Source organism: uncultured Holdemanella sp. (genome assembly GCF_934754935.1).
Taxonomy (GTDB): Bacteria; Bacillota_I; Bacilli_A; order Erysipelotrichales; family Erysipelotrichaceae; genus Holdemanella.
Window position 1 is genome coordinate 1 of record NZ_CAKVJB010000037.1, and the last position, 21,959, is coordinate 21,959.

The 21,959-nt window shown below is 34.3% G+C and carries 27 protein-coding genes and 1 tRNA gene; 22 read left to right on the forward strand and 6 right to left on the reverse strand.

Going from position 1 to position 21,959, the window contains the following annotated elements:
* Positions 1-198 precede the first annotated feature (198 nt).
* Complete coding sequence (locus Q0E86_RS09375) at positions 199-591, reverse strand: HIT family protein (RefSeq protein ID WP_295756532.1); 393 nt, start codon at positions 589-591, stop codon at positions 199-201.
* A gap of 384 nt (positions 592-975) precedes the next feature.
* On the opposite strand from Q0E86_RS09375, the gene murF reads away from it, so the two are divergent.
* The 19 genes from murF to Q0E86_RS09470 all read left to right on the forward strand — a co-directional run bounded on the left by murF (position 976) and on the right by Q0E86_RS09470 (position 15,188).
* Entirely contained in the window at positions 976-2,334 is a 1,359-nt protein-coding gene (gene murF, locus Q0E86_RS09380; RefSeq protein ID WP_295756533.1) for a UDP-N-acetylmuramoyl-tripeptide--D-alanyl-D-alanine ligase, read from the forward strand.
* Positions 2,327-3,382, forward strand: a complete 1,056-nt coding sequence (locus Q0E86_RS09385) for a D-alanine--D-alanine ligase family protein (RefSeq protein ID WP_295756535.1) — start codon at positions 2,327-2,329, stop codon at positions 3,380-3,382. The genes murF and Q0E86_RS09385 overlap by 8 nt, the downstream gene beginning before the upstream one ends.
* On the forward strand, positions 3,376-4,527 hold the full coding sequence (gene alr / locus Q0E86_RS09390; protein ID WP_295756536.1) for an alanine racemase: 1,152 nt from the start codon (positions 3,376-3,378) through the stop codon (positions 4,525-4,527). The genes Q0E86_RS09385 and alr overlap by 7 nt, the downstream gene beginning before the upstream one ends.
* The gene (locus Q0E86_RS09395; RefSeq protein WP_295756538.1) at positions 4,524-5,537 is read left to right on the forward strand and encodes an acyltransferase; all 1,014 of its coding nucleotides are present in this window, start codon (positions 4,524-4,526) and stop codon (positions 5,535-5,537) included. The genes alr and Q0E86_RS09395 overlap by 4 nt, the downstream gene beginning before the upstream one ends.
* Before the next feature lie 4 nt (positions 5,538-5,541).
* Complete coding sequence (locus tag Q0E86_RS09400) at positions 5,542-7,113, forward strand: NAD(P)/FAD-dependent oxidoreductase (RefSeq protein ID WP_295756539.1); 1,572 nt, start codon at positions 5,542-5,544, stop codon at positions 7,111-7,113.
* A complete protein-coding gene (locus Q0E86_RS09405; RefSeq protein ID WP_295756541.1) occupies positions 7,113-7,637 on the forward strand; it encodes a YqeG family HAD IIIA-type phosphatase in 525 nt (174 codons plus the stop codon). The genes Q0E86_RS09400 and Q0E86_RS09405 overlap by 1 nt, the downstream gene beginning before the upstream one ends.
* Positions 7,630-8,709: a GTPase gene (locus Q0E86_RS09410; protein ID WP_295756543.1), complete on the forward strand. Its 1,080-nt coding sequence runs from the start codon at positions 7,630-7,632 to the stop codon at positions 8,707-8,709. Before Q0E86_RS09405 ends, Q0E86_RS09410 begins: the two co-directional genes overlap by 8 nt.
* Positions 8,709-8,999 carry a YhbY family RNA-binding protein gene (locus Q0E86_RS09415; protein ID WP_295756545.1) on the forward strand — a complete coding sequence of 97 codons (291 nt, stop codon included), beginning with the start codon at positions 8,709-8,711 and terminating at the stop codon, positions 8,997-8,999. Before Q0E86_RS09410 ends, Q0E86_RS09415 begins: the two co-directional genes overlap by 1 nt.
* Entirely contained in the window at positions 8,996-10,012 is a 1,017-nt protein-coding gene (locus Q0E86_RS09420; RefSeq protein WP_295756547.1) for a nicotinate-nucleotide adenylyltransferase, read from the forward strand. Before Q0E86_RS09415 ends, Q0E86_RS09420 begins: the two co-directional genes overlap by 4 nt.
* Before the next feature lie 2 nt (positions 10,013-10,014).
* Positions 10,015-10,353 carry a ribosome silencing factor gene (gene rsfS, locus Q0E86_RS09425; RefSeq protein ID WP_003864422.1) on the forward strand — a complete coding sequence of 113 codons (339 nt, stop codon included), beginning with the start codon at positions 10,015-10,017 and terminating at the stop codon, positions 10,351-10,353.
* Positions 10,343-11,050, forward strand: coding sequence for a class I SAM-dependent methyltransferase (locus tag Q0E86_RS09430; RefSeq protein ID WP_295756548.1), 708 nt, complete (start codon positions 10,343-10,345; stop codon positions 11,048-11,050). Before rsfS ends, Q0E86_RS09430 begins: the two co-directional genes overlap by 11 nt.
* Positions 11,050-11,730 (forward strand): 5'-methylthioadenosine/adenosylhomocysteine nucleosidase, encoded by a 681-nt coding sequence (locus tag Q0E86_RS09435; RefSeq protein ID WP_295756550.1) that lies wholly within the window; start codon positions 11,050-11,052, stop codon positions 11,728-11,730. The genes Q0E86_RS09430 and Q0E86_RS09435 overlap by 1 nt, the downstream gene beginning before the upstream one ends.
* 18 nt (positions 11,731-11,748) lie before the next feature.
* Positions 11,749-12,216 carry a hypothetical protein gene (locus Q0E86_RS09440; protein WP_295756552.1) on the forward strand — a complete coding sequence of 156 codons (468 nt, stop codon included), beginning with the start codon at positions 11,749-11,751 and terminating at the stop codon, positions 12,214-12,216.
* Positions 12,216-12,755, forward strand: a complete 540-nt coding sequence (locus Q0E86_RS09445) for a DnaD domain-containing protein (RefSeq protein ID WP_295756554.1) — start codon at positions 12,216-12,218, stop codon at positions 12,753-12,755. The genes Q0E86_RS09440 and Q0E86_RS09445 overlap by 1 nt, the downstream gene beginning before the upstream one ends.
* Positions 12,752-13,378 carry an endonuclease III gene (nth, locus tag Q0E86_RS09450; RefSeq protein WP_295756556.1) on the forward strand — a complete coding sequence of 209 codons (627 nt, stop codon included), beginning with the start codon at positions 12,752-12,754 and terminating at the stop codon, positions 13,376-13,378. The genes Q0E86_RS09445 and nth overlap by 4 nt, the downstream gene beginning before the upstream one ends.
* A gap of 131 nt (positions 13,379-13,509) precedes the next feature.
* On the forward strand, positions 13,510-13,863 hold the full coding sequence (locus Q0E86_RS09455) for a helix-turn-helix transcriptional regulator (protein ID WP_295756558.1): 354 nt from the start codon (positions 13,510-13,512) through the stop codon (positions 13,861-13,863).
* A 53-nt stretch (positions 13,864-13,916) separates the two neighbouring features.
* Positions 13,917-14,375 (forward strand): GNAT family N-acetyltransferase, encoded by a 459-nt coding sequence (locus Q0E86_RS09460; protein WP_295756560.1) that lies wholly within the window; start codon positions 13,917-13,919, stop codon positions 14,373-14,375.
* Positions 14,376-14,384: 9 nt separating this feature from the next.
* Positions 14,385-14,699, forward strand: coding sequence for a TfoX/Sxy family protein (locus Q0E86_RS09465; RefSeq protein ID WP_295756562.1), 315 nt, complete (start codon positions 14,385-14,387; stop codon positions 14,697-14,699).
* Between the two features lie 3 nt (positions 14,700-14,702).
* Complete coding sequence (locus Q0E86_RS09470) at positions 14,703-15,188, forward strand: GNAT family N-acetyltransferase (protein ID WP_295756564.1); 486 nt, start codon at positions 14,703-14,705, stop codon at positions 15,186-15,188.
* Here Q0E86_RS09470 and Q0E86_RS09475 read toward each other — a convergent pair.
* Entirely contained in the window at positions 15,181-16,056 is an 876-nt protein-coding gene (locus tag Q0E86_RS09475; RefSeq protein ID WP_295756566.1) for a LysR family transcriptional regulator, read from the reverse strand. The genes Q0E86_RS09470 and Q0E86_RS09475 overlap by 8 nt on opposite strands.
* Before the next feature lie 103 nt (positions 16,057-16,159).
* Here Q0E86_RS09475 and Q0E86_RS09480 point away from each other — a divergent pair, with 103 nt between their 5' ends.
* Both Q0E86_RS09480 and Q0E86_RS09485 read left to right on the forward strand, forming a co-directional pair.
* Positions 16,160-17,185, forward strand: coding sequence for a YeiH family protein (locus Q0E86_RS09480; RefSeq protein ID WP_295756568.1), 1,026 nt, complete (start codon positions 16,160-16,162; stop codon positions 17,183-17,185).
* A gap of 302 nt (positions 17,186-17,487) precedes the next feature.
* Positions 17,488-18,036, forward strand: coding sequence for an RNA 2'-phosphotransferase (locus Q0E86_RS09485; RefSeq protein WP_295756570.1), 549 nt, complete (start codon positions 17,488-17,490; stop codon positions 18,034-18,036).
* A 17-nt stretch (positions 18,037-18,053) separates the two neighbouring features.
* Here the strand turns inward: Q0E86_RS09485 and Q0E86_RS09490 are convergent, their stop codons facing one another.
* Positions 18,054-18,923: a LysR family transcriptional regulator gene (locus Q0E86_RS09490; protein WP_295756572.1), complete on the reverse strand. Its 870-nt coding sequence runs from the start codon at positions 18,921-18,923 to the stop codon at positions 18,054-18,056.
* Between the two features lie 181 nt (positions 18,924-19,104).
* Between Q0E86_RS09490 and Q0E86_RS09495 the strand changes: the two genes are divergently transcribed.
* Positions 19,105-19,854 carry a DUF4866 family protein gene (locus Q0E86_RS09495; protein ID WP_295756574.1) on the forward strand — a complete coding sequence of 250 codons (750 nt, stop codon included), beginning with the start codon at positions 19,105-19,107 and terminating at the stop codon, positions 19,852-19,854.
* Between the two features lie 14 nt (positions 19,855-19,868).
* Here Q0E86_RS09495 and Q0E86_RS09500 read toward each other — a convergent pair whose 3' ends face one another.
* From Q0E86_RS09500 to Q0E86_RS09510, 3 genes are all read right to left on the reverse strand, one after another.
* Entirely contained in the window at positions 19,869-21,179 is a 1,311-nt protein-coding gene (locus Q0E86_RS09500; protein WP_295756576.1) for a threonine/serine exporter ThrE family protein, read from the reverse strand.
* Positions 21,180-21,281: 102 nt separating this feature from the next.
* Positions 21,282-21,644: a DUF4186 domain-containing protein gene (locus tag Q0E86_RS09505; RefSeq protein ID WP_295756578.1), complete on the reverse strand. Its 363-nt coding sequence runs from the start codon at positions 21,642-21,644 to the stop codon at positions 21,282-21,284.
* Positions 21,645-21,695: 51 nt separating this feature from the next.
* Positions 21,696-21,771: transfer RNA gene (locus Q0E86_RS09510), tRNA-Asn, on the reverse strand.
* Between the last annotated feature and the right edge of the window lie 188 nt (positions 21,772-21,959).

Below are 21,959 nucleotides of genomic sequence, written 5' to 3' on the forward strand. Positions count from 1 at the left end.
AATTGTTCATAAGTACCTCCAAAAACATATACCTATAAACAATTGGCCTATTATCAGAAATGATAATAGGCCACACACATTTCAACCTGTATGTCAACAAAAAAATTCAAATTTTCCACAAAAAAAGAGGAGCACATTTTTTGTGTTCTCCTCAAAGCCGTCATTTCTTAACTTAATGACATTGAGTCGTCGACTTCTTTATTTTAGTTTATTCATCAATTCATCAAAATCAGGTTTTTCGATTTCATGAAATTCAATTGTAACGCTATCATTATCTTTATAGCGTGGAATTAAATGAACATGGAAATGATTTACGCTTTGTCCAGCCGCTTCATGTACATTGCTTAAGATGTTGATGCCATCACAATGTAAAGTTTGTTCTAATTTATTGGCAAGTTTACTCGCAACTTCAAAAACATGATTTCTGGTTTCATCCGGACAATCTAGGAATGAATCACAATGTTCTTTAGGAACAACAAGTGTGTGTCCATAAGAAGTTGGATTGATGTCTAGAAACGCAATGACACTTTCATCTTCATAAATTTTATTGCTTGGAATTTCGCCCTTGGCGATCATACAAAAAATACACATAAGTAAAAATCCTCCTTATTAAAAATAATACATCGTTTTGGAAAAAATGAAAAGCCAGACTAAGGGGGTGTCTGGCTCTTCAATAAGGGGATAGAAAATAGTATGAATACCATTGACTGATTTCATACCGGCAAGGTCTTCAAACTCCTTGCTTGTAAAGAAGTATACCATAAGTTGTGTCAAATAAAATGTGAAAAGTGTGGGAAAATATGTGATATTTCAACAATGTAGTGTTTAGGCCCCACTTTTGATGATTTTTTGTCTTAATTTATAAAAATGTATGAGTTTGCAGAAGTTAAAAATGGGAAAATTTGGTTTTTTCTTGAAATATAAATATTGACAACTAGTTTTATGCTATAATGTAAACTAAGCGGAGGTTTTGAGATGATTGTAAAAACCATTCATGAAATAACGAATATGATGCATGCGAGTGTGCATGGTGATATTGATGATACAAAAAAAATTCATGGAGTTGTGATTGATTCACGACAAGTGACAAAAGATGTTTTATATGTACCTATTATTGGTCAAAGAGTGGATGGACATACGTTTGCCAAACAAACAATTGAAGATGGTGCTTTGATTAGTTTGTGGCAAAAGGATCATGTCCCATATCCTGATTTTCCTGTTATTTTAGTAGATGATACACTAAAAGCTATGCAGGATCTTTCAAAAGCTTATTTGGATGAGTTACATCCTTTAGTGATTGGTGTAACGGGTTCAAATGGTAAAACAAGTTGTAAGGATATGTTATATAGTATTTTTTCACAAGAGAAGAGAACACAGAAAACGTTGGGAAACCGCAATAGCGAAATAGGACTTCCTTTAACGATATTTGATTTTGATGAAGATATTGAAGTGGCTATTTTAGAAATGGGTATGGAAAATAAGGGTGAAATTACACAATTAACTTCCATTGCACAACCGGATATTTCTGTCATTACTTCAATTGGTTCGGCGCATATGGAAAATTTGGGTGGAAAATTACAGATTGCCCAGGCTAAATGTGAAATCTTAGAGGGTACAAAAGAAAATGGATTGTTCCTTTATAATTATGAAAGTAAAGAAATCCAAGAAGTACTTCCTACTTTAGATACAGAAAATAAAAAAGTTGTTTCCTTTGGTCAAGGTGGCGATATTTCAATCACAAGTGATATTGAATATGATAAAGAAGGCATTGTATTTAATTGTAATATTTTAGATGCACCCGTACATTTGCGTGCATTTGGAGAATTTCAGGCAATGAACGCATTGCCGTGTATCTATATTGCCAAAGCTTGTCATTTAAAAGAAGATTCGATTTTAAATGGATTGAAAAATCTAGAAATGACAAAGATGCGTACGCAATTGATTCCAGTAAAAAATGCGTATATTCTAGATGATACATATAAATCAAATCCAGAAAGTGCTAAAGCCGCCATTGATACATTAATGGAACTTTCGGCTAGTAAACATATTGCCATTTTATCGGATATGTTAGATCTTGGCAGCGAAGAAAAACAAATGCATTATGATGTGGGTGTTTATGCCAAAGAAAAAGGAGTGGACGAGTTATATTGTACAGGTCCTCTTTCAAAAGAAACGGCTGAAGGCTTTAATGGAAAATGGTATGAAACTAAAGATGAGATATATGAAGCTTGTAAGCCTTTATTAGAAGAAGATTGTGTGATTATGATCAAAGGATCAAGAGCAATGCAAATGGATACATTAGTAGATGCATTTAGGGGGAAAAACAATGAGTAAATTACGTTTAGGTGTCGTATTTGGGGGACAAAGTAGTGAATATTCTGTTTCATTACATTCAACTGGTTCCTTTTTACGTCAAATTCATGCAGATAACTATGAAATGACTTTAATCGGTATTAATAAAAATGGACATTTCTATTTATACAATGGAGATGTGGATTCGATTGAACATGATACATGGGAAAATGAAGAATCTTGTGTGTCTTGTGCATGGGTAAATGGGGGAATTATGCCATTAGATGGTTCAAACAAAGTGATTGAACTTGATTGTGTATTCCCTGTATTACATGGTAAAAATGGTGAGGATGGATTGATTCAAGGTTTACTTGAATTGATGAATATTCATTATGTAGGTTGCGATGTTATGTCAAGTGCTATGTCAATGGATAAAGAAATTATGCATATTTTATGTAAAGAAGCCAATATTCCTTGTGCGGACTACATTTGTTTATATGCCAATCGAGAAAATCCAACATTTGAACAAATTCAAGAAGAGATTGCATTGCCATGGATCGTTAAACCATGTAATGCAGGAAGTAGCTATGGTGTACATTTTGTAAACAATAAAGAAGAATTTGAAAGTGCATGTAAAGATGCATTCTTCTATGATGGTAGAGGTAAGATCTTAGTTGAAAAAGTGATTAAAGGCTTTGAGATTGGTTGTGCTGTTATGGGAAATGAAGAAATCTTTACAGGATCAGTCGATGAAATTGAAATCACAGGTGGATTCTTCGATTTTGAAGGAAAATATGAAATGAAAGGAGCCGCTATTTATTGTCCGGCTCGTATTGATGAAAAAACATTTAAAGAAGCTCAAGAATTAGCTCGCAAAACATATATCGCAATGAATTGCTGCGGAATGGCACGTGTAGATATGTTTGTGACGGAAGATAAAGAAGTAATCTTGAATGAATTGAATACGATTCCTGGATTAACAGCAACTTCTCGTTATCCTTCTATGATGAAAGAAGCAGGAATTGAATTTGCGGATTTAATTGACAAGCTAGTTGAACTAGCTATGCAAAGGACAATTGGAGCATGCTAGAAGCTTATAGCAGGGCTTGGACTGAAATTGATTATGATGCGATTCGTCATAATGTGAATGAGGTTCGAAAGCTTGTAAAAAACACAAAAATCATGGGTATTGTGAAAGCCAATGCGTATGGCTTAGGTGATATTGCATGTGCTAAGGCTCTACAAAAATGTGGTGTGGACTATTTTGGAGTTTCAAGTATTGATGAAGCTTTAAATCTTAGAAATGCAGGAATTCAAGATAACATCTTGATTTTAGGATATACACCAAGCATGCACTTTCATTATCTTCATGAACAGAATATTGTCCAATCTTTAGTATCGATTGAATATGCTCGAGAATTAAATGCCTATGCCAAAGCGAATGGAGTAAAAATTCGTTGCCATTGTAAAGTGGATACAGGTATGTGCAGAACGGGTGTTGTATATCAAGAACAAGATAAACACATTGAGGATATTTATGAAGAGTATCGCTTAGAAAATTTATGTGTAGAAGGAATCTTCTCACATTTTCCAGTGAGTGATTGTCTAGATGAAGATTGTACTGAATTCACAAAAAAACAAATTCAATTGTTTGATGAAGTGATTGATTTATTAAAATCACAAGGTATTGATCCTGGTATTCGTCATCTTCAAAATAGCTATGGTATTTTGAATTATCCAGAGTTGGAATATGAATATTGTAGACCTGGCCTATTATATATGGGTGTTACGAGTGATAATCATATTGAAATCAAGACAAATCCGGATTTTATTCCAATCATGTCTATGTATGCCAATGTGAGTTTAGTGAAATGGATCTATCCAGGTCAAAGTGTAAGTTATGGTCGTCATTTTATAGCTGAAAAGCCAACGAAAGTTGCGACTATGAGTATTGGTTATGCGGATGGATTGCCTCGTTTATTATCCAATCAAGGATTTGAAGTGTTAGTACACGGTCAAAGATGTAAGGTGATTGGTAACTTGTGCATGGATCAATGTATGATCGATGTTACAGATGTAGAAGATGTTAAAGAAGGCGATGAGGTATGCATCGTTGGTCGTCAAGGAGATGAAGTCGTTACTGTGGATCAAATTAGTCGTATGGCTAAGACCATCAACAATGAAACATTAACTTCCATTTCTTCGCGTGTACCTAGATTAAAGGTGCGCTCATGAAAAGACAGTATGCATCGATAGATATTGCACGTTATGTTTCTGCATTATTGGTTGTATGTATTCATACATTTCCATTTTTAGAAATATCAGAAACATTTAATACGTACTTCATTCATACTGTTTGTCGTTTGGCCGTTCCATTTTTCTTCACAACAAGTGGATTTTTCTTCTTTAGAAATTATGATTCAAAAAATGAAGATGTGAATGATGCTCGTTTAAAGAAAGCATTGATTCGTTTGTTTAGAATCTATTTGATTTGGACGATTATCTATTTGCCATATACGATTTTTGATTATACACATAATGGCTTTCATATTACGTATTTATTCACATACGTAAGAGATTTTATCTTTAATGGAAGTTATTATCACTTATGGTTTTTGCCAGCCTTAATATTGGCGGATGTGATTGTATATTATCTATATAAGAAAAAAGGTTTAAAGTTTACTTTGATTACTACATTTGTATTATATGTTGTAGGGTATTTAATTAATGTGTATACGCCGGTATGGGAAAGTATACCTTATATTTCTTTCTTATTTGGATTCTTTACGAAAGCATTATCAACCGCAAGAAATGGAATTTTCTTTGGGCCTATGTTTATTGCGATTGGCTTGTTACTTTCAAGAACGCGTCGTTTACCTAAAAAGGTAAGTTTACTTGGTTTCTTGATTAGTTTTGTATTCTTGTTTTGTGAAGTAGCTTTATATCGTCATTTTAATATTTTGCGCGATCTAACAAGTATGTATATTTGTTTAGTTCCAGCTGTATATTTCTTAGTGAATTATTTGTTGAAGGTCAATATTCCATATCGTAAAATGTTTACCATTTTACGTCATGATTCATTGATGATTTATACTTCACATATTTTGTTTGCGAAAATCTTCTTAGCTTTGATGCCCCATGCTCATTTAGTTGTTTATTTCTTAACTTTGGCATGTGCACAATGTCTAGCTGGTTTTGTGACTCGTTATCAGGATCAATATCCGATATTAAAAAAATTACTGTAAGCTTATGATTCGATTATTTCAAGTGAAATGTGCGAGTGAAAATGAAATTGAAGCACAGATCTTAAAAAAACTGCGAATCCGTAAAGAAGACCTTTTGCAGTGGCACGTACATAGAAAAAGTGTGGACGCACGCCACCAGAAGGTCTTGTTTTCGTATGTCGTAGATTGTAAAGTTAAAAATGAAAAGAAACTTTTAAAATTAAAAGATGTTTCATTAACACCCGATGAAACATATCATCAAGTAAAGAATGGAGAACATACATTATCTTCTAGACCTGTTGTTGTTGGATTTGGTCCAGCTGGTATGTTTGCCGCTTTGATTCTTGCGCAATATGGGTATAAACCGATTGTTTTAGAAAGAGGATCGAATGTGGATGTTCGTAAACAAAAAGTGGAAACTTTTTGGGAAAGTGGAGTATTGGATGAAGAATGCAATGTTCAATTTGGAGAAGGTGGAGCTGGTGCCTTTAGTGATGGAAAACTAACCACTCGATCAAAGGATTCTTTGTGTCGTAAAGTTTTAGAGGAACTTGTTTCTTTTGGAGCAAAACTGGAAATATTGATTGATCAACATCCTCATATTGGTACAGATGCTTTCTTGTCTATTATTAAAAATTGTCGTAAAGAAATTGAAAGATTGGGTGGAACTTTCTATTTTGATACGAAATTAGAGGATATCAAAGTAGAGAATGGTATCTTGAAACAAATCTGTTTCAATCATCAATGGATGGATTGTGATGCGTTGATTTTGGCAACTGGACATAGTGCAAGTGATACGATTTTAATGCTTCACAAACATGGTATGCATGTTGAAAATAAACCGTTTGCGGTAGGCGTTCGTATTGAGCATAAACAGAAATATATCAATGAGGCTATGCTTCATGAGTATAGTGAAGATGAAAGATTGATTCCAGCTCGTTATCAATTGACATATACGGCTTCCAATTCGAAAGGTGTATATACATTCTGTATGTGTCCGGGTGGATATGTGATTCCTAGTTCTTGTCAAAAAGAACAATTGGTTGTGAATGGCATGTCGTATGCGAGTCGTAGTGGTGAAAATGCCAATAGTGCTTTACTGGTGCAAATCAATGATTCGGATTATGGAAATGCATTGTTTGCAGGCTTAAAATATCAGGAAGACTTGGAAAAGAAAGCTTTTGATATGGGACAAGACTATAAAGCTTGTGTACAGCTGGCCAAGGATTATTTAGAGAATAGAGTGTCTGAACAATTTGAATCGGTATTACCGACCTACTCCATTGGTACAACATTCTGTGATTTGAATGATTTATTCAGTGATGAAGTGAATTTAGCACTACATGAAGCTTTAAAACATTTTGAAAAGAAGGTGCCTGGCTTTGTTTCGAGTGGTGCTATATTGAGTGCTGTGGAATCAAGAAGCAGCAGTAGTGTACGTTTAGTGCGCGATAAAGAATCTTATGTTTCAAATATTCAAGGTATATATCCAAGTGGTGAAGGTAGTGGATATGCAGGTGGCATTATGACAAGTGCAATTGATGGGATTCGTAGTGCTGAGCATTTGATTGAATACTTTGCCAAAGGGGATTTCTAATGAATATTTTTGCACCGGATTATTATGTTCAGAGTTATAAAACTTTGAATATTAGAAAACTTCGTGAAATGGGAATTCAATTACTTCTTTGTGACATAGATAATACGCTTGTGGCGTATTATGAAGAAGTTCCCAATCAAGATGTGATTGATTTTATTCATAAGTTAAAAAAGAATGGAATTGAGGTTGCGCTTTGTTCAAACTCTCCAAGTTCAAGGGGAAAGAATTTTGGTAAGCATCTTCCAGTTTCAAAAACATATCCATTTTCGTGTAAACCATTTCCTTTTTGTTTTAAAAAGGCGATGAAAGATCATGGCTTAAAAGCCAATCAGATTGCGATTTTAGGCGATCAGTTGTATACAGATATATTGGGTGGAAATATTTGGGGTTTATATACGATATTAACGGCTCCAATTGCGATCAAGGATCGAAATATCACAAAGGTGTTTCGTTTCTTTGAAGAATTAATATATGGTTATTTAGAAAAGAAAAAAGTATTGAAGCGAGGTGAATTTGATGACTAAATATTGTAAGGGTTGTGGTGTTTTACTTCAAAATGAAGATGAAAAAGCACTTGGATATGTACCTACTTTAGATGCTTCATATTGTCAAAGATGTTATCGTATTCGTCACTATGGGGATGTTACGATCAATATGCAGCAGGGTATTGAATCCAACGCAACATTAGAAAAAATCAATAATATTGATGGGGTTGTATTCTGGGTCGTGGATCTATTTGCGTTTGAGGCTAACTTGATTTCGCGCTTGAATCAGAAACTTCCTGGTAAAGATATTGTCATGGTATTAACGAAGCGTGATGTTTTGCCGACAACTTTAACGGATGAGAAAATCATCAACTTTGTGAAGCATCGTCTTCATGAAGAAAATATTATTGTGAAGGATATTGTGATTTGTGGGTATCTATTAAAGGAAAATGACAAATCTAGAGAGTATTCATCGCGTATTGTGAATGCGATCTTAAAATATCGTAAGAATCGAAATGTGATTTTTATGGGTGTTGCCAATGCCGGTAAATCGACTGTATTGAATCATTTGTTGGCAACAAAAGATCTAACAACTTCTCAAAATCCTGGAACTACATTGGATTTAGTTCCAATTAGTTTTGAGGATTATACGATTTATGATACGCCAGGCATTGAGAATACGCATTCTTTATTAACGCATCTTCAACCGAAAGATTTAAAGACGGTCATTCCGACAAAGCCAATTCGCCCATTTGTTTCACAAATTTTTGAAGATCAGTCATTTGCGGCAGCAGGTTTGGCAAGACTTGATGTAGTGGTGAGTGGAAAGGCAACGGTTGTAGGATATTTCTCTCGCTCTTTATCGATTCATAGAGGAAAATTAAGTAATGCGGATGCGTTGTGGCAAAAACATTTAAATGGCATGTTAGTGCCATGTGTAGATACTTCTTTACTAACGATGCATACGTTCCATGCACCTAAGCTTGAGGGCGAAAAGATGGATGTTTGTATTCATGGTATTGGATGGTTCTGTATTAGTGGACAAGTAAAAGATGTATATGTAAAAGTACATAAGGGAATTCAAGTAACGTTTAGAAAGGCGATGATTTAATGTTAACGAGTCAAAATAAAAAATATTTAAGAAAATTAGGGATGGAATATAAATCATTATTCCAGATTGGTAAAGATGGTTTGAGTGATAATTTAATGGATACTTTATCCGATTCATTAGAGGCACATGAATTAGTAAAATGTAATTTATTAAAGACATGTCCAATCGATGTTCGTGAGGCAGCTATTGAGTGTGCAAGCGCAACAGGTAGTGAAGTGGTTCATATTGTAGGACACACTTTCCTATTGTATAGAAGAAGTAAAGAAAATAAATTGGGGCTTAAAAAATGAGAATTGCCATTGTAGGAGGGTCTTTTGATCCAATCCATAATGGACATATTCAAATGGCCAATCAGTCTTTACAAGCTTTACAAGTTGATGAAGTATGGTTTATGCCGACTTCAAGTACGCCTTTAAAAGACCATGAATTGACATTGGATCAAGAGCGTTTGGCTATGATTGATTTGGTGGTTCAGAAAAATCCAAAATTTAAAGCATGTACGCTTGAGCTTGAAAGAGCTGGTAAAAGCTATACGTATGATACGTTAAAGGAATTGATTGAAACGTATCCGGAACATGAGTTTTATTGGATCATAGGAAATGATCAATTGGAACAATTTGATAAGTGGTATCATGCCGAAAAACTTGTTAAGATGGCTCATTTTGTGTGTTTTGATAGGAATGGCAAGCTTGCAGATTCAAAATATGACATTATGTGTATGACAATGCCCTCGGTCCCAGTTTCAAGTTCAGAAATTCGTATGGGAAATAAATTGAATTATTTGCCAAAAGAAGTTTTACGTTATATCTATCGAAACAGGTTGTATGTGAAGGATTTTGTGGCTTCTAGGTTAACAGAAAAAAGATATAAACATTCTTTATCGGTTGCCAAACTTTGTGAAGAGTTTGCGTTGAACAATGGGTATGATATGCATATTGCGTATTATATTGGTTTGTTTCATGATATAGCTAAATATATGCCTAAGGATGAGATGATAAAATGGATGAATAGTATTTGTCCTGAAAACATGGAATATCCTGTAGCTGTATGGCATGGTTTTGTAGGGGCTGCTGTTACGAAAGATATCTTTTTGATTGATGATCCAATCGTATATAATGCAATTTATCATCATGTACTTGGAACGAGTCAAGATCCTTATGCGATGATGGTATTTTGTGCGGATAAATTAGACCCTTTGCGTGGATATGATTCTAGTAAGTTGATTGAAATTTGTAACAAAGATATTAAAGAAGGATTTGATTTGGTGGTTCAACAAAACCGTGAGTATTTAAAGAGAGGTTAGACATGGAAATTTTAGATATTGTAGTTCATGCGATCTGTGAAAAGAAAGCACAAGATGTACGTGTATATGATGTAACGAGTTTGACTCCTTTTATGGATTCAATGATTGTTTGTTCGACTACGAATATTCGTCAGAATAATGCGATTGCACAAAATATTAAGGATCGTTTAAGAGAGGCTGGATATATGGGGGATATGCATATTGAGGGTGACTCTGGTTCAAAATGGCTTTTGATTGATTTAAAAGAGGTTGTAGTCCATTTATTTGTGAATGAGGAAAGGCAGGTTTATAATCTGGACCGTTTATATTCGGATGTTCCAGTAAAAACGTATGATTTATAATACATTGGCACATTATTATGATGCTTTAGTAAAAGATGAAGAGGCATCTAGAGAATGGGTATCTTGGATTGAGAGTGAACTTGCACCTTGTGATTGTTTAGAACTTGCGTGTGGTAGTGGAGAAATCACTCAGATGCTTGCGAAAAAAGGCTATACTATGACAGCTCTTGATTTGAGTGAGGAAATGGTCAAGCAGGCAAAAAGTAAAAACTTAGATGGTTCGATTGAGTTTTTATGTCAAGATATGCGAAATCTAGAAAATCTAGAAACGTACTCTGGTATTTTCTGCTTGTGTGATAGTTTTAACTATATTTTAGAAAAAGAAGAAATTGATGCGTTCTTTCATGAAGTCAGTCAACATTTAAAATCAAATGGACTTTTCTTCTTTGATACACATTCTTTGGATCGTTTAGAAGAGTTTGATTCGGAATATAATGAGACAGGTGCTTTTGAAGATGGTTGTCAATACCAATGGTCGATTATGGCAGAGGATGATTATGTATATCAGGATTTTGCGTTTTATATGAAAGACAAAGTGGTTCAGGAGCATCATATTCAAAGGGTATATGATCCACAATGGTTGGCAAAGATTTTATCAAAGTATTTTGATATTTTAAAAGTCACAACTGATTTTGATGTTGAGGGGATTGCGCCTGGTGAAAAGTATTTTTATGTATGTAGAAAGAAGGTACAATAATGATTGGGATTGTAGCGGCAATGGATGCTGAAATTCTTGAATTTGAAAAGCGTATGGATGTAGTCGATCATACAAAGACAATTGCGGGATGCACATTAACATATGGAAAATGGCAAGGTAAAGATGTCGTTTTATGTAAGAGTGGTGTAGGTAAGGCTTATGCGGCTATGTCTTGTACTATTTTGTGTATGCAAGAAAATGTGGATAGTATTATCAATGTAGGTACAGCTGGTGGATTAACACAGGATGAACAAGTATTGGATATTGTGATTAGTGATAAGGTTGTACAAGCAGATTATGATACAAGTCCATTAGATGGTCCTTCTGGTGTTGGATTGGTGTATAATAGTCATGAAAAATTGAGCCAGAGTTGTATTGAAGCGGCAAAAGATATGCAGATTCGATATCATGTGGGTACAATTGCTTCACAAGATTTATTTATGTCTAGAGATGAGGATTTTGAAAAGTTGATGAACAATTTCCCAGACTCAATTTGTTCAGAAATGGAAGCAGGAGCGATTGGTGCTGTTGCCACAAAATTTAATATTCCATTTGTGATTGTGCGTTGTTTAAGTGATGTTGTACATCATAATGAAAATCCAATGGAATTTTCAACATATGTTTCTAAGGCAAGTGCACAATCGGCTAAATTAATTGAAAACTGGTTGATGCGTATATAGTAAAAAGGAGGAATAAGAATGGGGCTAAAGCGTAGACATAAAAAGCAGCATGGAACAAAAACGACACTTGGATTAGTTATCATTCTTGTTCTTATATTACTTGTGATTTGGTCGGAGTTTATCAGTGGACCCAATCGTGTCAAGGAACAGATTTATGCGCAAAGAATTGAAAAAATTGTTAAACAAAATAAGAATATTCAAGGCTTGAGTGAACATGTCTTTGATTATACAACATATCAGGGATATGATGATACGACTTTATATTGGTATAATGCGAAGTCTGAATTGATAACATCAAGAGATATCGAGACTTTGAATTATAAAAAGGCTAAGCGTATTGCAAAAAAGAATTACGATATCAAGTGTGAATCGATCGTACTTGGATATGGCTACAACAATCCGGTATATGAGATTCGTGGATCGAATAAATTGATTTTATTAGATTATGATAGTTTTGAACGTGTTTATGAAAGGAAGATACAATAATGGCTAATTTTGATTTTAATGCACCTTATGTAGATCGTAGAACTTGGATCATTGATCATCTACAAGATCTTGTTCTAGAACCAAAAGAAATATTAGTCGTATTGTTGATTGATTTTTTCAACCAGCAGCATATTTCAATTGATCATGAATTGATTAGTGAAAAGTTAAAAATTAGTGTGGATGAAGTGGAAGATATTTTCACCGAATTATCAGATAAAGGCTATTTAACTTTAGATTATGCGAATGGATCTTTGATTTTTAATATTGAAGGAATCTTTGAACTTTCTCAATCAAACAATACTTCCATTGATCGTTCTTTATTAGAGCAATTTGAGATGGAATTTGCGCGTCCCTTATCTTCAACGGAAATGCAAAGAATTATTGATATGGCAAGTATGTATGATGAGCGTCGTGTGATTTGTGCATTAAATGAAGCTGTATGTAATGAGGTTTGTGATTTAAATTATATTGAAAGAATTCTTCAGAATTGGCAACAAAAAGGTTTGTCAACTGAGGATTTGGAGAATGGCAAGCGATGAATGCGAATGAAATTTTGGATGAGATGGAAAAGATCTTTCCGAATGCGAAGTGTGAATTGTATCATGAATCTCCATTTCAATTGATTGTTGCGGTTGTGCTAAGTGCACAGACAACGGATGCGATGGTCAATAAGGTGACGCCAGCATTATTTATGGCGTATCCTACGGCAGAAAAGATGGCAGAAGCTACAGTTTCTGAGTTAGAACCATATATTAAAAGAATTGGTTTGTATCGTAATAAAGCTCGTTCTATTTCTAATCTAAGTAAAGATTTAGTTGAAAGATATCATGGCCAAGTGCCTTATACGTATAAGGATCTAATGTCTTTAGCAGGTGTTGGAAGAAAGACGGCCAATGTCGTTCGTAGTGTTGCCTTTGATATTCCTAGCTTTGCGGTAGATACCCATGTCAATCGTGTTAGTAAGCGTTTGGGTTTAGCTAAATATAATGATTCGGTTGAAAAGGTTGAGGAAAAGCTAAAACGTAAAATTGATCGTTCAAGATGGAATCAAGGTCATCATGACTTTATATTTTTTGGTCGATATCTTTGTCATTCAAGAAATCCAGAATGTGAAAGATGTCCTTTTAAAAGCTTTTGTAAGAAAGATAAATATGAGAAATAGTAGCACTACAATTGTAGTGTTTTTCTTTTTGTATTGTGATGGAAAGAGAAAATAATAAAGTTGACAAATAGTTGGTAGAGCAACCACAATAAAATCAATATAATGATGGTGAAAAGGAGGAAATATGTATCATGAAGGCAAGTGTATTTATAGCTTATATTCTTTTGTTGATGTATTTTGTAGTTGGTGTCGCATTCATATACTTATTTGTGTTGCTTGTTAGGGCATTGAGAAAATATATTAAATCTGAACCTGTAAGAAAGGAAAAGGCTGAGAGCGCAAAGTCACTTGGTGAAGTGATTAAAAGATATCGTACCCAACGTAAAATGACACAAGAATTTGTGGCAGAGTCTTTAGGTGTTACAAGACAAGCTGTATCAAAATGGGAAAGTGGTGCATCGGATCCAAGTACAACGAATCTAATGGCTTTGGCTAAACTTTTTGGAGTCACTGCTGAAGAAATCTTAAAGGAAGTTAGTCGATGATGAAAAAGAAATGTTACAACAATTATTGAACGATGAGTAAAGGAAGTATGAATATGAAGATTATTAAAGTTATAAATGATGAAGAAAAGAAGAAAATCACAAGAACTGTATTAGAAGCATTGCCTGAGTGGTTTGGAATTGTAGAATCACGTGAAGAATATATTCTTGATAGTGTAGGAAAAGATTTCTTTTGTGCTATGGAAAAAGATAAGGTCGTTGGATTTTTGTATCTTAAACAAACTGGTAAAGATACAATTGAACTTGCTGTAATGGGTGTATTAAAAGAATATCATCGTAAAGGAATTGGAAGAGCACTATTCGAATACGCAAAGGAAAGTATAAAAGAAAGTGGATATTCGTTTATTCAGGTAAAAACAGTGAAGATGGGAATGTATGAAGATTATGATCGTACAAATCAATTTTATATTTCATTAGGTTTTAAAGAATTTGAAGTACTTGATTCATTGTGGGATGAAAACAATCCTTGTCAAATTTACGTAATGGCAATATGAGGTGACAAAATGGCATCAACTAAAGATTATTTAGATTTTATTTTAGGACAACTATCTAATTTAGAAGAAATTACGTATCGAGCTATGATGAAAGAATATATCCTCTATTATCGAGGGAAAATTGTTGGCGGTATCTATGATGATCGATTACTTGTTAAGCCTGTAGAATCCGCAATTCATTATATGCCAAAAGTTCGATACGAATTACCATATGATGGGGCTAAAGAGATGTTGTTGGTAGAAGAAGTGGATAATCGGGAATTTTTGGAAGGCTTGTTTGAAATTATGTATGAGGAGCTTCCAAATCCAAAAAGGAAGAAATAAACTATGAATGAGTTACTATTTTCTAAGAAATATGATGTTAGAAAACTACAAAAGAATGATATTGATCAAATATATGATATTTGTAGTAAAAATCACTTATATTATCAATATTGTCCTCCTTATGTGACAAGAAAGAGTATCGAATCGGATATGATGGCTCTTCCAGATAATGTCGATTTTAAAGATAAGTACTATGTGGGATATTTTAAGAATGGAAAACTAATCGCAATCTTAGATTTAATTGAAGGATATCCTAAAAAGGATATTGTATTCATTGGATTCTTTATGATGGATAAAAATGTTCAAAAGAGTGGGGTTGGAAGTGCAATAGTCAATGAACTTATTGATTATTTAACAACGCTTGAACATAAGGAAGTTCGCTTAGGTTGGATAAATGGAAATCCTCAAGCTGAACATTTTTGGATTCAAAATGGTTTTTGTCCAATAAAAGAAGATCGTGTTGTACTCGCAAAACGAAGAATTAAATAAATTCTTTGCTGATTGATAGATATTTATCGGCATATATACTTTCTTTTTCCCAAATGATGTCAAAGTCGTGTTGTAGTTTAAAATCATCTAAAGTAATTTCTTTGAGTTCTTTTGATTGTAATTCTTTTTCAACCGCTATCTTATATAAAAAAGAAATTCCACAATCTTTTTTCAATAGATTCATAATGGTGTGCATATTCTCAACTTGTGTATAATGCGTGAAGTTTGAAATATGTAATCCGTGGGCAATTAAGCTTTGTTCAAGAATGTTTCTTGTTCCAGAACCTTCTTCACGAACTAAAAGATGTTCAGATACTAGATCATGAATCGTATGAGGCTCTTTTGTGAATTGGTGTGATGTAGCACAGACGGCAATATAATCTTCTGTGCTATATTTTATATGGGAATAGTTTTCTTTTGGATAATTTCCTTCGACAATGGCCATACTGATTTGGCCTTGATCAAGCAATTCGAGTAGTTTGGATGTGTTGCCATAATGAAGGTGAATATTGATTTCTGGGTGATGAATAATAAAGTTTGCCAATTTATCAATAATCGCATATTCACCAATGGTCATAGTTACGCCAATGGATAGCGTTTCAATATTAGATGTGATATTGTTGATTTCATTTTTTAGGGCTTGTTCATTATTTTTCATTGTTAATAAATGTTTATATAGTATTTCACCAGAAGGAGTTAGTGATAACTCTTTATTTTTGTATGCAAATAATGTGGTATTGTATTGTTTTTCTAAGAAATGAATGTGTTGCGATACGGCAGGTTGTGTGATATTTAATTGTTTGGCGGCAGTTGTAAAATTTAATGTCTTACATACTGTAAGGAATGTTTCTGTTCTATAATCTAGCATAGGCACCTCTATTGATAAGAAAAAATTATTGTTCGATAGAATTATATAATTTTACCTTATTGTTGTATAGTGCTACAATTCTCTTCATGGAGGGAATTTTTAAATGAATTTTGTAAATAAATATGGAAAAGGCATTTTGGTTTGTCTTTTGATTGCGATTCCATCATGGATCATTGGAAAGATGTTTCCAGTCATTGGTGGTGCTGTGGTTGCGATTCTTGCAGGAATGATTATCGCAATGTTTTGGAATGATAAAGGAAAAGCAGAAGCTGGTATTAAATGGACTTCTAAGATAGTTTTACAGACGGCTGTTGTATTACTTGGATTTGGAATGAATTTAGGTGTGATTTTTGAAACGGGTAAGCAGTCTTTACCTATCATTGTTTGTACGATTACAACATCTCTAGTACTTGCGTGGATTATGAAAAAGGTTTTAAAAGTACCTACAAATACTTCGATTCTTGTGGGTGTTGGTTCTTCGATTTGTGGAGGTTCTGCCATTGCGGCAACGGCACCCGTTATTGATGCGGATGATGATGAGATTGCTCAATCGATTGCGGTTATCTTTTTCTTTAATGTATTAGCCGCTATTTTCTTTCCTATGTTAGGAAAGGCTCTTGGCTTTGATACAATGCATGGCGATGCCTTTGGTATTTTTGCAGGAACGGCCATTAATGATACATCGAGTGTAACGGCTGCTGCTTCTACTTGGGATAGTATGTGGGGTCTTGGTAGTGCCACATTAAATAAGGCAGTAACAGTAAAGCTAACTCGTACTCTTGCGATTATTCCAATTACACTCGGACTATCTTTTATTCGTGCTAAAAAGGAAAGACAAGCATCAAATTTTAGCTTAAAGCGTGCCTTTCCAATGTTTATTCTTTATTTTGTACTTGCAGCAATCTTTACAACTGTATGTGTAAATTTAGGAGTTGACTCTAGTGTATTTTCACCATTAAAAGAATTATCAAAGTTTTTGATCATCATGGCTATGGCTGCCATTGGATTAAATAGTAATGTGATTCAGTTGATTAAAACGGGTGGTAAGCCAATTGCGGTTGGTGCAACTTGTTGGTGTGGAATCACAATTGTAAGTCTTATCATGCAGCATGTGATGCATATTTGGTAAATTTTGAATGATAAAGAAAGCGTGTCAATATTGGCTGCACGACTTGCATCCTGGACAAGAAGAATTTCTCGTTCAGGATTTTTTATATTTGTGTGAATTCAATGCTGACTAAAGGAAGGTTTTGTTCAGTGTGAAAAGGGATTAAGTTTTATATCAATGGAATAAAAAAGGTTGTTTAATTATTGTTAGTAGTTGAATCCCCTAAAGAAATGGATGTAGAATTGATGTATGTAATGATTGAATCTGCAACCGTTTGGAACAAAGAGTTGGGATTGGAAAGATTATGAATATGGAGCAAATGTATGAAGAATAAGACTGAAATTAGTAAATATATAGCTTTGATATTGAGGCATAAACCGGAAACAATTGGAATTAAATTGGATGAACATGGCTGGGCTAATGTTGAAGAACTTATAAAAGGAATTCATGCACAATATAGTTTTTCTAAAGAAGATTTGGAAGAAATTGTTTCTACAGATAATAAACAAAGATATTCGTTTAATGATGATAAAACATTAATCAGAGCCAATCAGGGGCATTCGATTCCAGTGGATGTAGAACTTGAAAAAGTCACTCCACCTGATATTCTTTGGCATGGAACTGGAGAAAAGTACGTGCATTCGATTGAACAAGAGGGTTTGATTCCAAAGTCTAGATTATATGTTCATTTATCATCTGATATCGATACCGCAAGAATAGTTGGCGCAAGACATGAAAAAGTAGTGATTTTTCAGATTAACGCAAAACAGATGTATGAGGATGGATATGAGTTTTATAGATCGGTAAATGGAGTCTGGCTAACAAAAAAAGTCCCACTGAATTATTTGTATAATTTGTATAAATTAAAATAATGAGTGGTACTTTTAAATTATAAAGAAAGAGTGTCAATAAATTTTTGTGTGGCAATATTGGTTGCTCGACTTGCATCCTGGACAAGAAGAATATCTCGTTCAGGATTTTTAATATTCGTTTGAATTTCAAAAATATCAGAGTCTTTTGAAATCAATTCTTTTGGATAGAATCCAATGCCAAGGTTGTGTTTGACTAAAGGAAGGATTTGATCAGCAGTCGCTACTTCTAAATCGGTATGAAAAGGGATTTGATAATTTAAGAATAAGTTTGAATAGTAGTTATATGTACTCGTGTTTTTGCCTAAGGTAATAAATGGATAATGCGAGATTTGTTGGATGTCTAGAATTTCATTGCTTAAACTTTCATATTCTTTTCCACCAATTAATACCTCTTCAAATGAATAGAGTGCAGTTGCGTGTAGTGGCTTTTTGATTTGAATAGGACTTGTGACGATTGCAATATCGACAACGCCTTTTTCTAAGGCTTCAATGGCTTGGATGGATGAGTGGTTGGATAATTTGATTTTAACGTGGGGATAGGTTTTGTGGAATTGTTCAAGTTTTGATAATAAAAAGATATTTAATGCAGTTTCACTCACTCCAATTGAGATGTGTCCATGTTCAAGTGTTTTATTGGATAGTAGTTCGTTTTCGCCTTGGTAAAGTTGTTCAATCGCAATCGCAACATGTTCATAGAGTTGTTCTCCCTCTGGTGTTAGTGTAATACCAGAGTGGGAGCGTACTAAAAGCTTACATCCAAATTCACTTTCAATGTTGTTCATGGTTCGTGAAATGTTAGGTTGGTTGTTATGTAGAATTTGAGCGGCTTTTGAGAAGCTTTTGTATTTAGCTACATAATAAAAGATGCGGTAATAATCAAGTGTCATAGATACCTCCATATTTTTTTTGTATAATGCATATTCAAAATATACATTTCACATATTTTAATGGTGTAAGTATAATACTTTTAGTCTGAGTAGGCAAGCCATCAAAACAGATACGAAAAGTGTGTTAAAGGAAGACTTCTTGTATCTGTTTGCCCAAAGGACTAGAAAAGAAGTGAGAATTATGCCAACAATTTTTCCTAGGGAAGAAAAGGCAGAGGCTTTGTTTGATAAAATTGCCAAGGATCCTAGAGCTTGTAAACGATTAATGGATGCCTTTTATGAAGGTGTTGCCTGTGATGATGATTCAGGTGTAGAAGAAGAAAGGGTACTTGTAGATAAACAAGTGTTTACCAATGCCCTATTTACTGCATATAAGAACAAAGATCTATCGGCATTTTTAATGGCCGTATGCGGTAATAGTATGTTTGACTTATTGAGAAATGCATTTTTGATTCCATTGCGATTTAACGATAAGGGAAAAGAGAATCCGATTCTTTTAAGTGATGAGGATGGAAATTTTATAGAAAGTGATATTCATATTCCAGATTTAAAGAAGCATATGTTTAAAAAGCTTGTAGAAAAAAATCGATACTTAGCTTATGGCTTTTTAGAACAGCATAGCTTTAAAGAGGACATGTCCATTCAAACTATTCAAAATGAATCGCATTTAGGTATCTTAGTTGTCCAAGAAATGCCAAAAGAAGTTCATGAAAAGTTAAGTGATGCACAGATCTATTCAAATTTATGGGATTCGATGATGAAGCTTGAAGATTTGTTGTATAACGCTTTCTTCTATTGTGGGGATTTTAAAGGAAAGTATTGTGTGGGTGTATTCTTACCATTTACACATTTTGAACATAATTTAGAGAAGAATATTGAAGTTTCAAATAGTATCTTATATGAATGTATACAAAAAATGCTGAGCGATTAAAAAGTTCAGCATTTTTATGTACAATATCGAAATGAGGGATCGGTTAAGATACGGGCAAATATAAGTCCCATTGGTAAAGCTAATACAATCAATAAAGATTGAATAAGCCAATTGGCTCCAATTGACACGGTAGATGCAAGTTCGAGATTATAAATAGCTCGATACATGTATAAGCCTGGGACCATAATCACAATGGATGGTACGGTTATCGCAATTCTAGGATATCCTGTATTTCCTTTGATCATAGAGGCAAGTAGTCCGGCTGTTAATGCGCCAATAAAGGCCGCGGCTGCAGCAGGTAAAGATAAATCGACAAGTGTTAGTCGTAATGTGTTTGTGATGGCTCCAATGCATCCGGCACTTGCGGCTATTTTTTTTGAACTGTTAAACATAATGGAGAATCCGAATACGCCTCCAAAACTGGTTAATAGTCTTAAAAGTAATTTGGTGGATGTTGAAATGTGTAGTTTCACAAAGTCTACAGGTTGAAGATGTAAGACTAAAGCGCAGATCCATGCAGTAAGTGTGGCAGCTAAAATAATGATAATGGCATAGGCAAGTCTTTCAATGCCAGATCGTAAATCTAATTTAGCTAAGTCAATGCCACTTGTAATGAAAGGAAATCCTGGAATTATGAAAAGCATAGAACAGATGTATCCGGCTTCATGTTGTGTGGATATGCCAAAACAAGTTTCTAAAAAATTAAATAATAAGGCATATACAAGACAGGCTAAGGAAACACTGGCAGCGACATTTAAAAATAGGGTGTAGTTATGTTTGATGAGTTTCATTCGAAGTGTATTGCCTAGTCCCGCCCCCACAAAGGCACAAAGCATTTCAATGATGCCTCCTCCTAGTAAGAAGGTAAAACAACTACAGGCAAGAGCTGCAGCTAATCCTAGAATAATGGGGGAGTAGCTAGAGTGAATGTTTTCAATTTGATCTAATTGATCGTGTATTTCATTGCATGTACATGTTTTACATTCGTCTTTAAAGTGATAGACAAAGTCTTCCATACGGGCAAGCTTGGATGTATTAACGCTTGTATTATGTAATGACAAAGATTGGGCATGTGACTTAATTCCATCAATGCAAGTGTAAGAAATGTTGGTTAGTCCAATGTCGGCAATGCATGTAATATTTAATTCACTAGCAATGGTGTTCATTGAACTTCTGACTCGCCAGGCACCTGTTCCACAGGCTAGAAGCATCAATCCAATTCTTCCTATAACGGAGGATTTTTCTGTAAGACTTGCATTTTCAATCTTAACTTTTGAATCTTTGTTCGTATATTCATGCCACGGAATTTCCATGTGGTTGTTCATAAGATCATCTCCTATATCATTTAGATATAATACGCATAGTATAAATATATATTCGATATTTAATTCCATGAATAGTATAGTCAAGAAAAAAAAGAAGTCAAATTAATCGACTTCTTTATGAATCCACGTCATTAATACTTTGACGATATAGGCCTTTTGTCTAGGGCCTAGTGGCTGATTGGGTTTGATTTTATGCCATTTGTATAAACATTGTCTGCAACAACAGCCTGTAGCATGTTGGGCAATAAATACGGGGTGTCCTTTGAATGGTGTTTGTTTACCATCATTGGGTATATAGGCTGGAGCTAATCGTTTCTCAACAAAATCTATGGCATGTTTTTCAATGGTATCCATTCCTTTGGCTTGAATATAATCTTTATCTTTTTGTTTCAGATGAAAACTGCTCCTAAATTTGGAGTGGGAAAGACGGCTAAAAAGTTGTTCAAACCATTCGGATTCTGTCATGTTTGCTCCTTATATAATAAAAAAACCAGCTAGGCTGGTTTAATAATCAAGTGGCGCCTGAAACAAGACTCGAACTTGTGACCTGCCGGTTAACAGCCGGATGCTCTACCGACTGAGCTATTCAGGCATTTGTTTTTCACTTGACTGCCTAAATATAATACCAAAAGAACTTGGTTTATGCAAGCACTTTTTTAATTTTTTTTAAATAAGAAATAAAAAAACCAGCTAGGCTGGTTTCATAATCAAGTGGCGCCTGAAACAAGACTCGAACTTGTGACCTGCCGGTTAACAGCCGGATGCTCTACCGACTGAGCT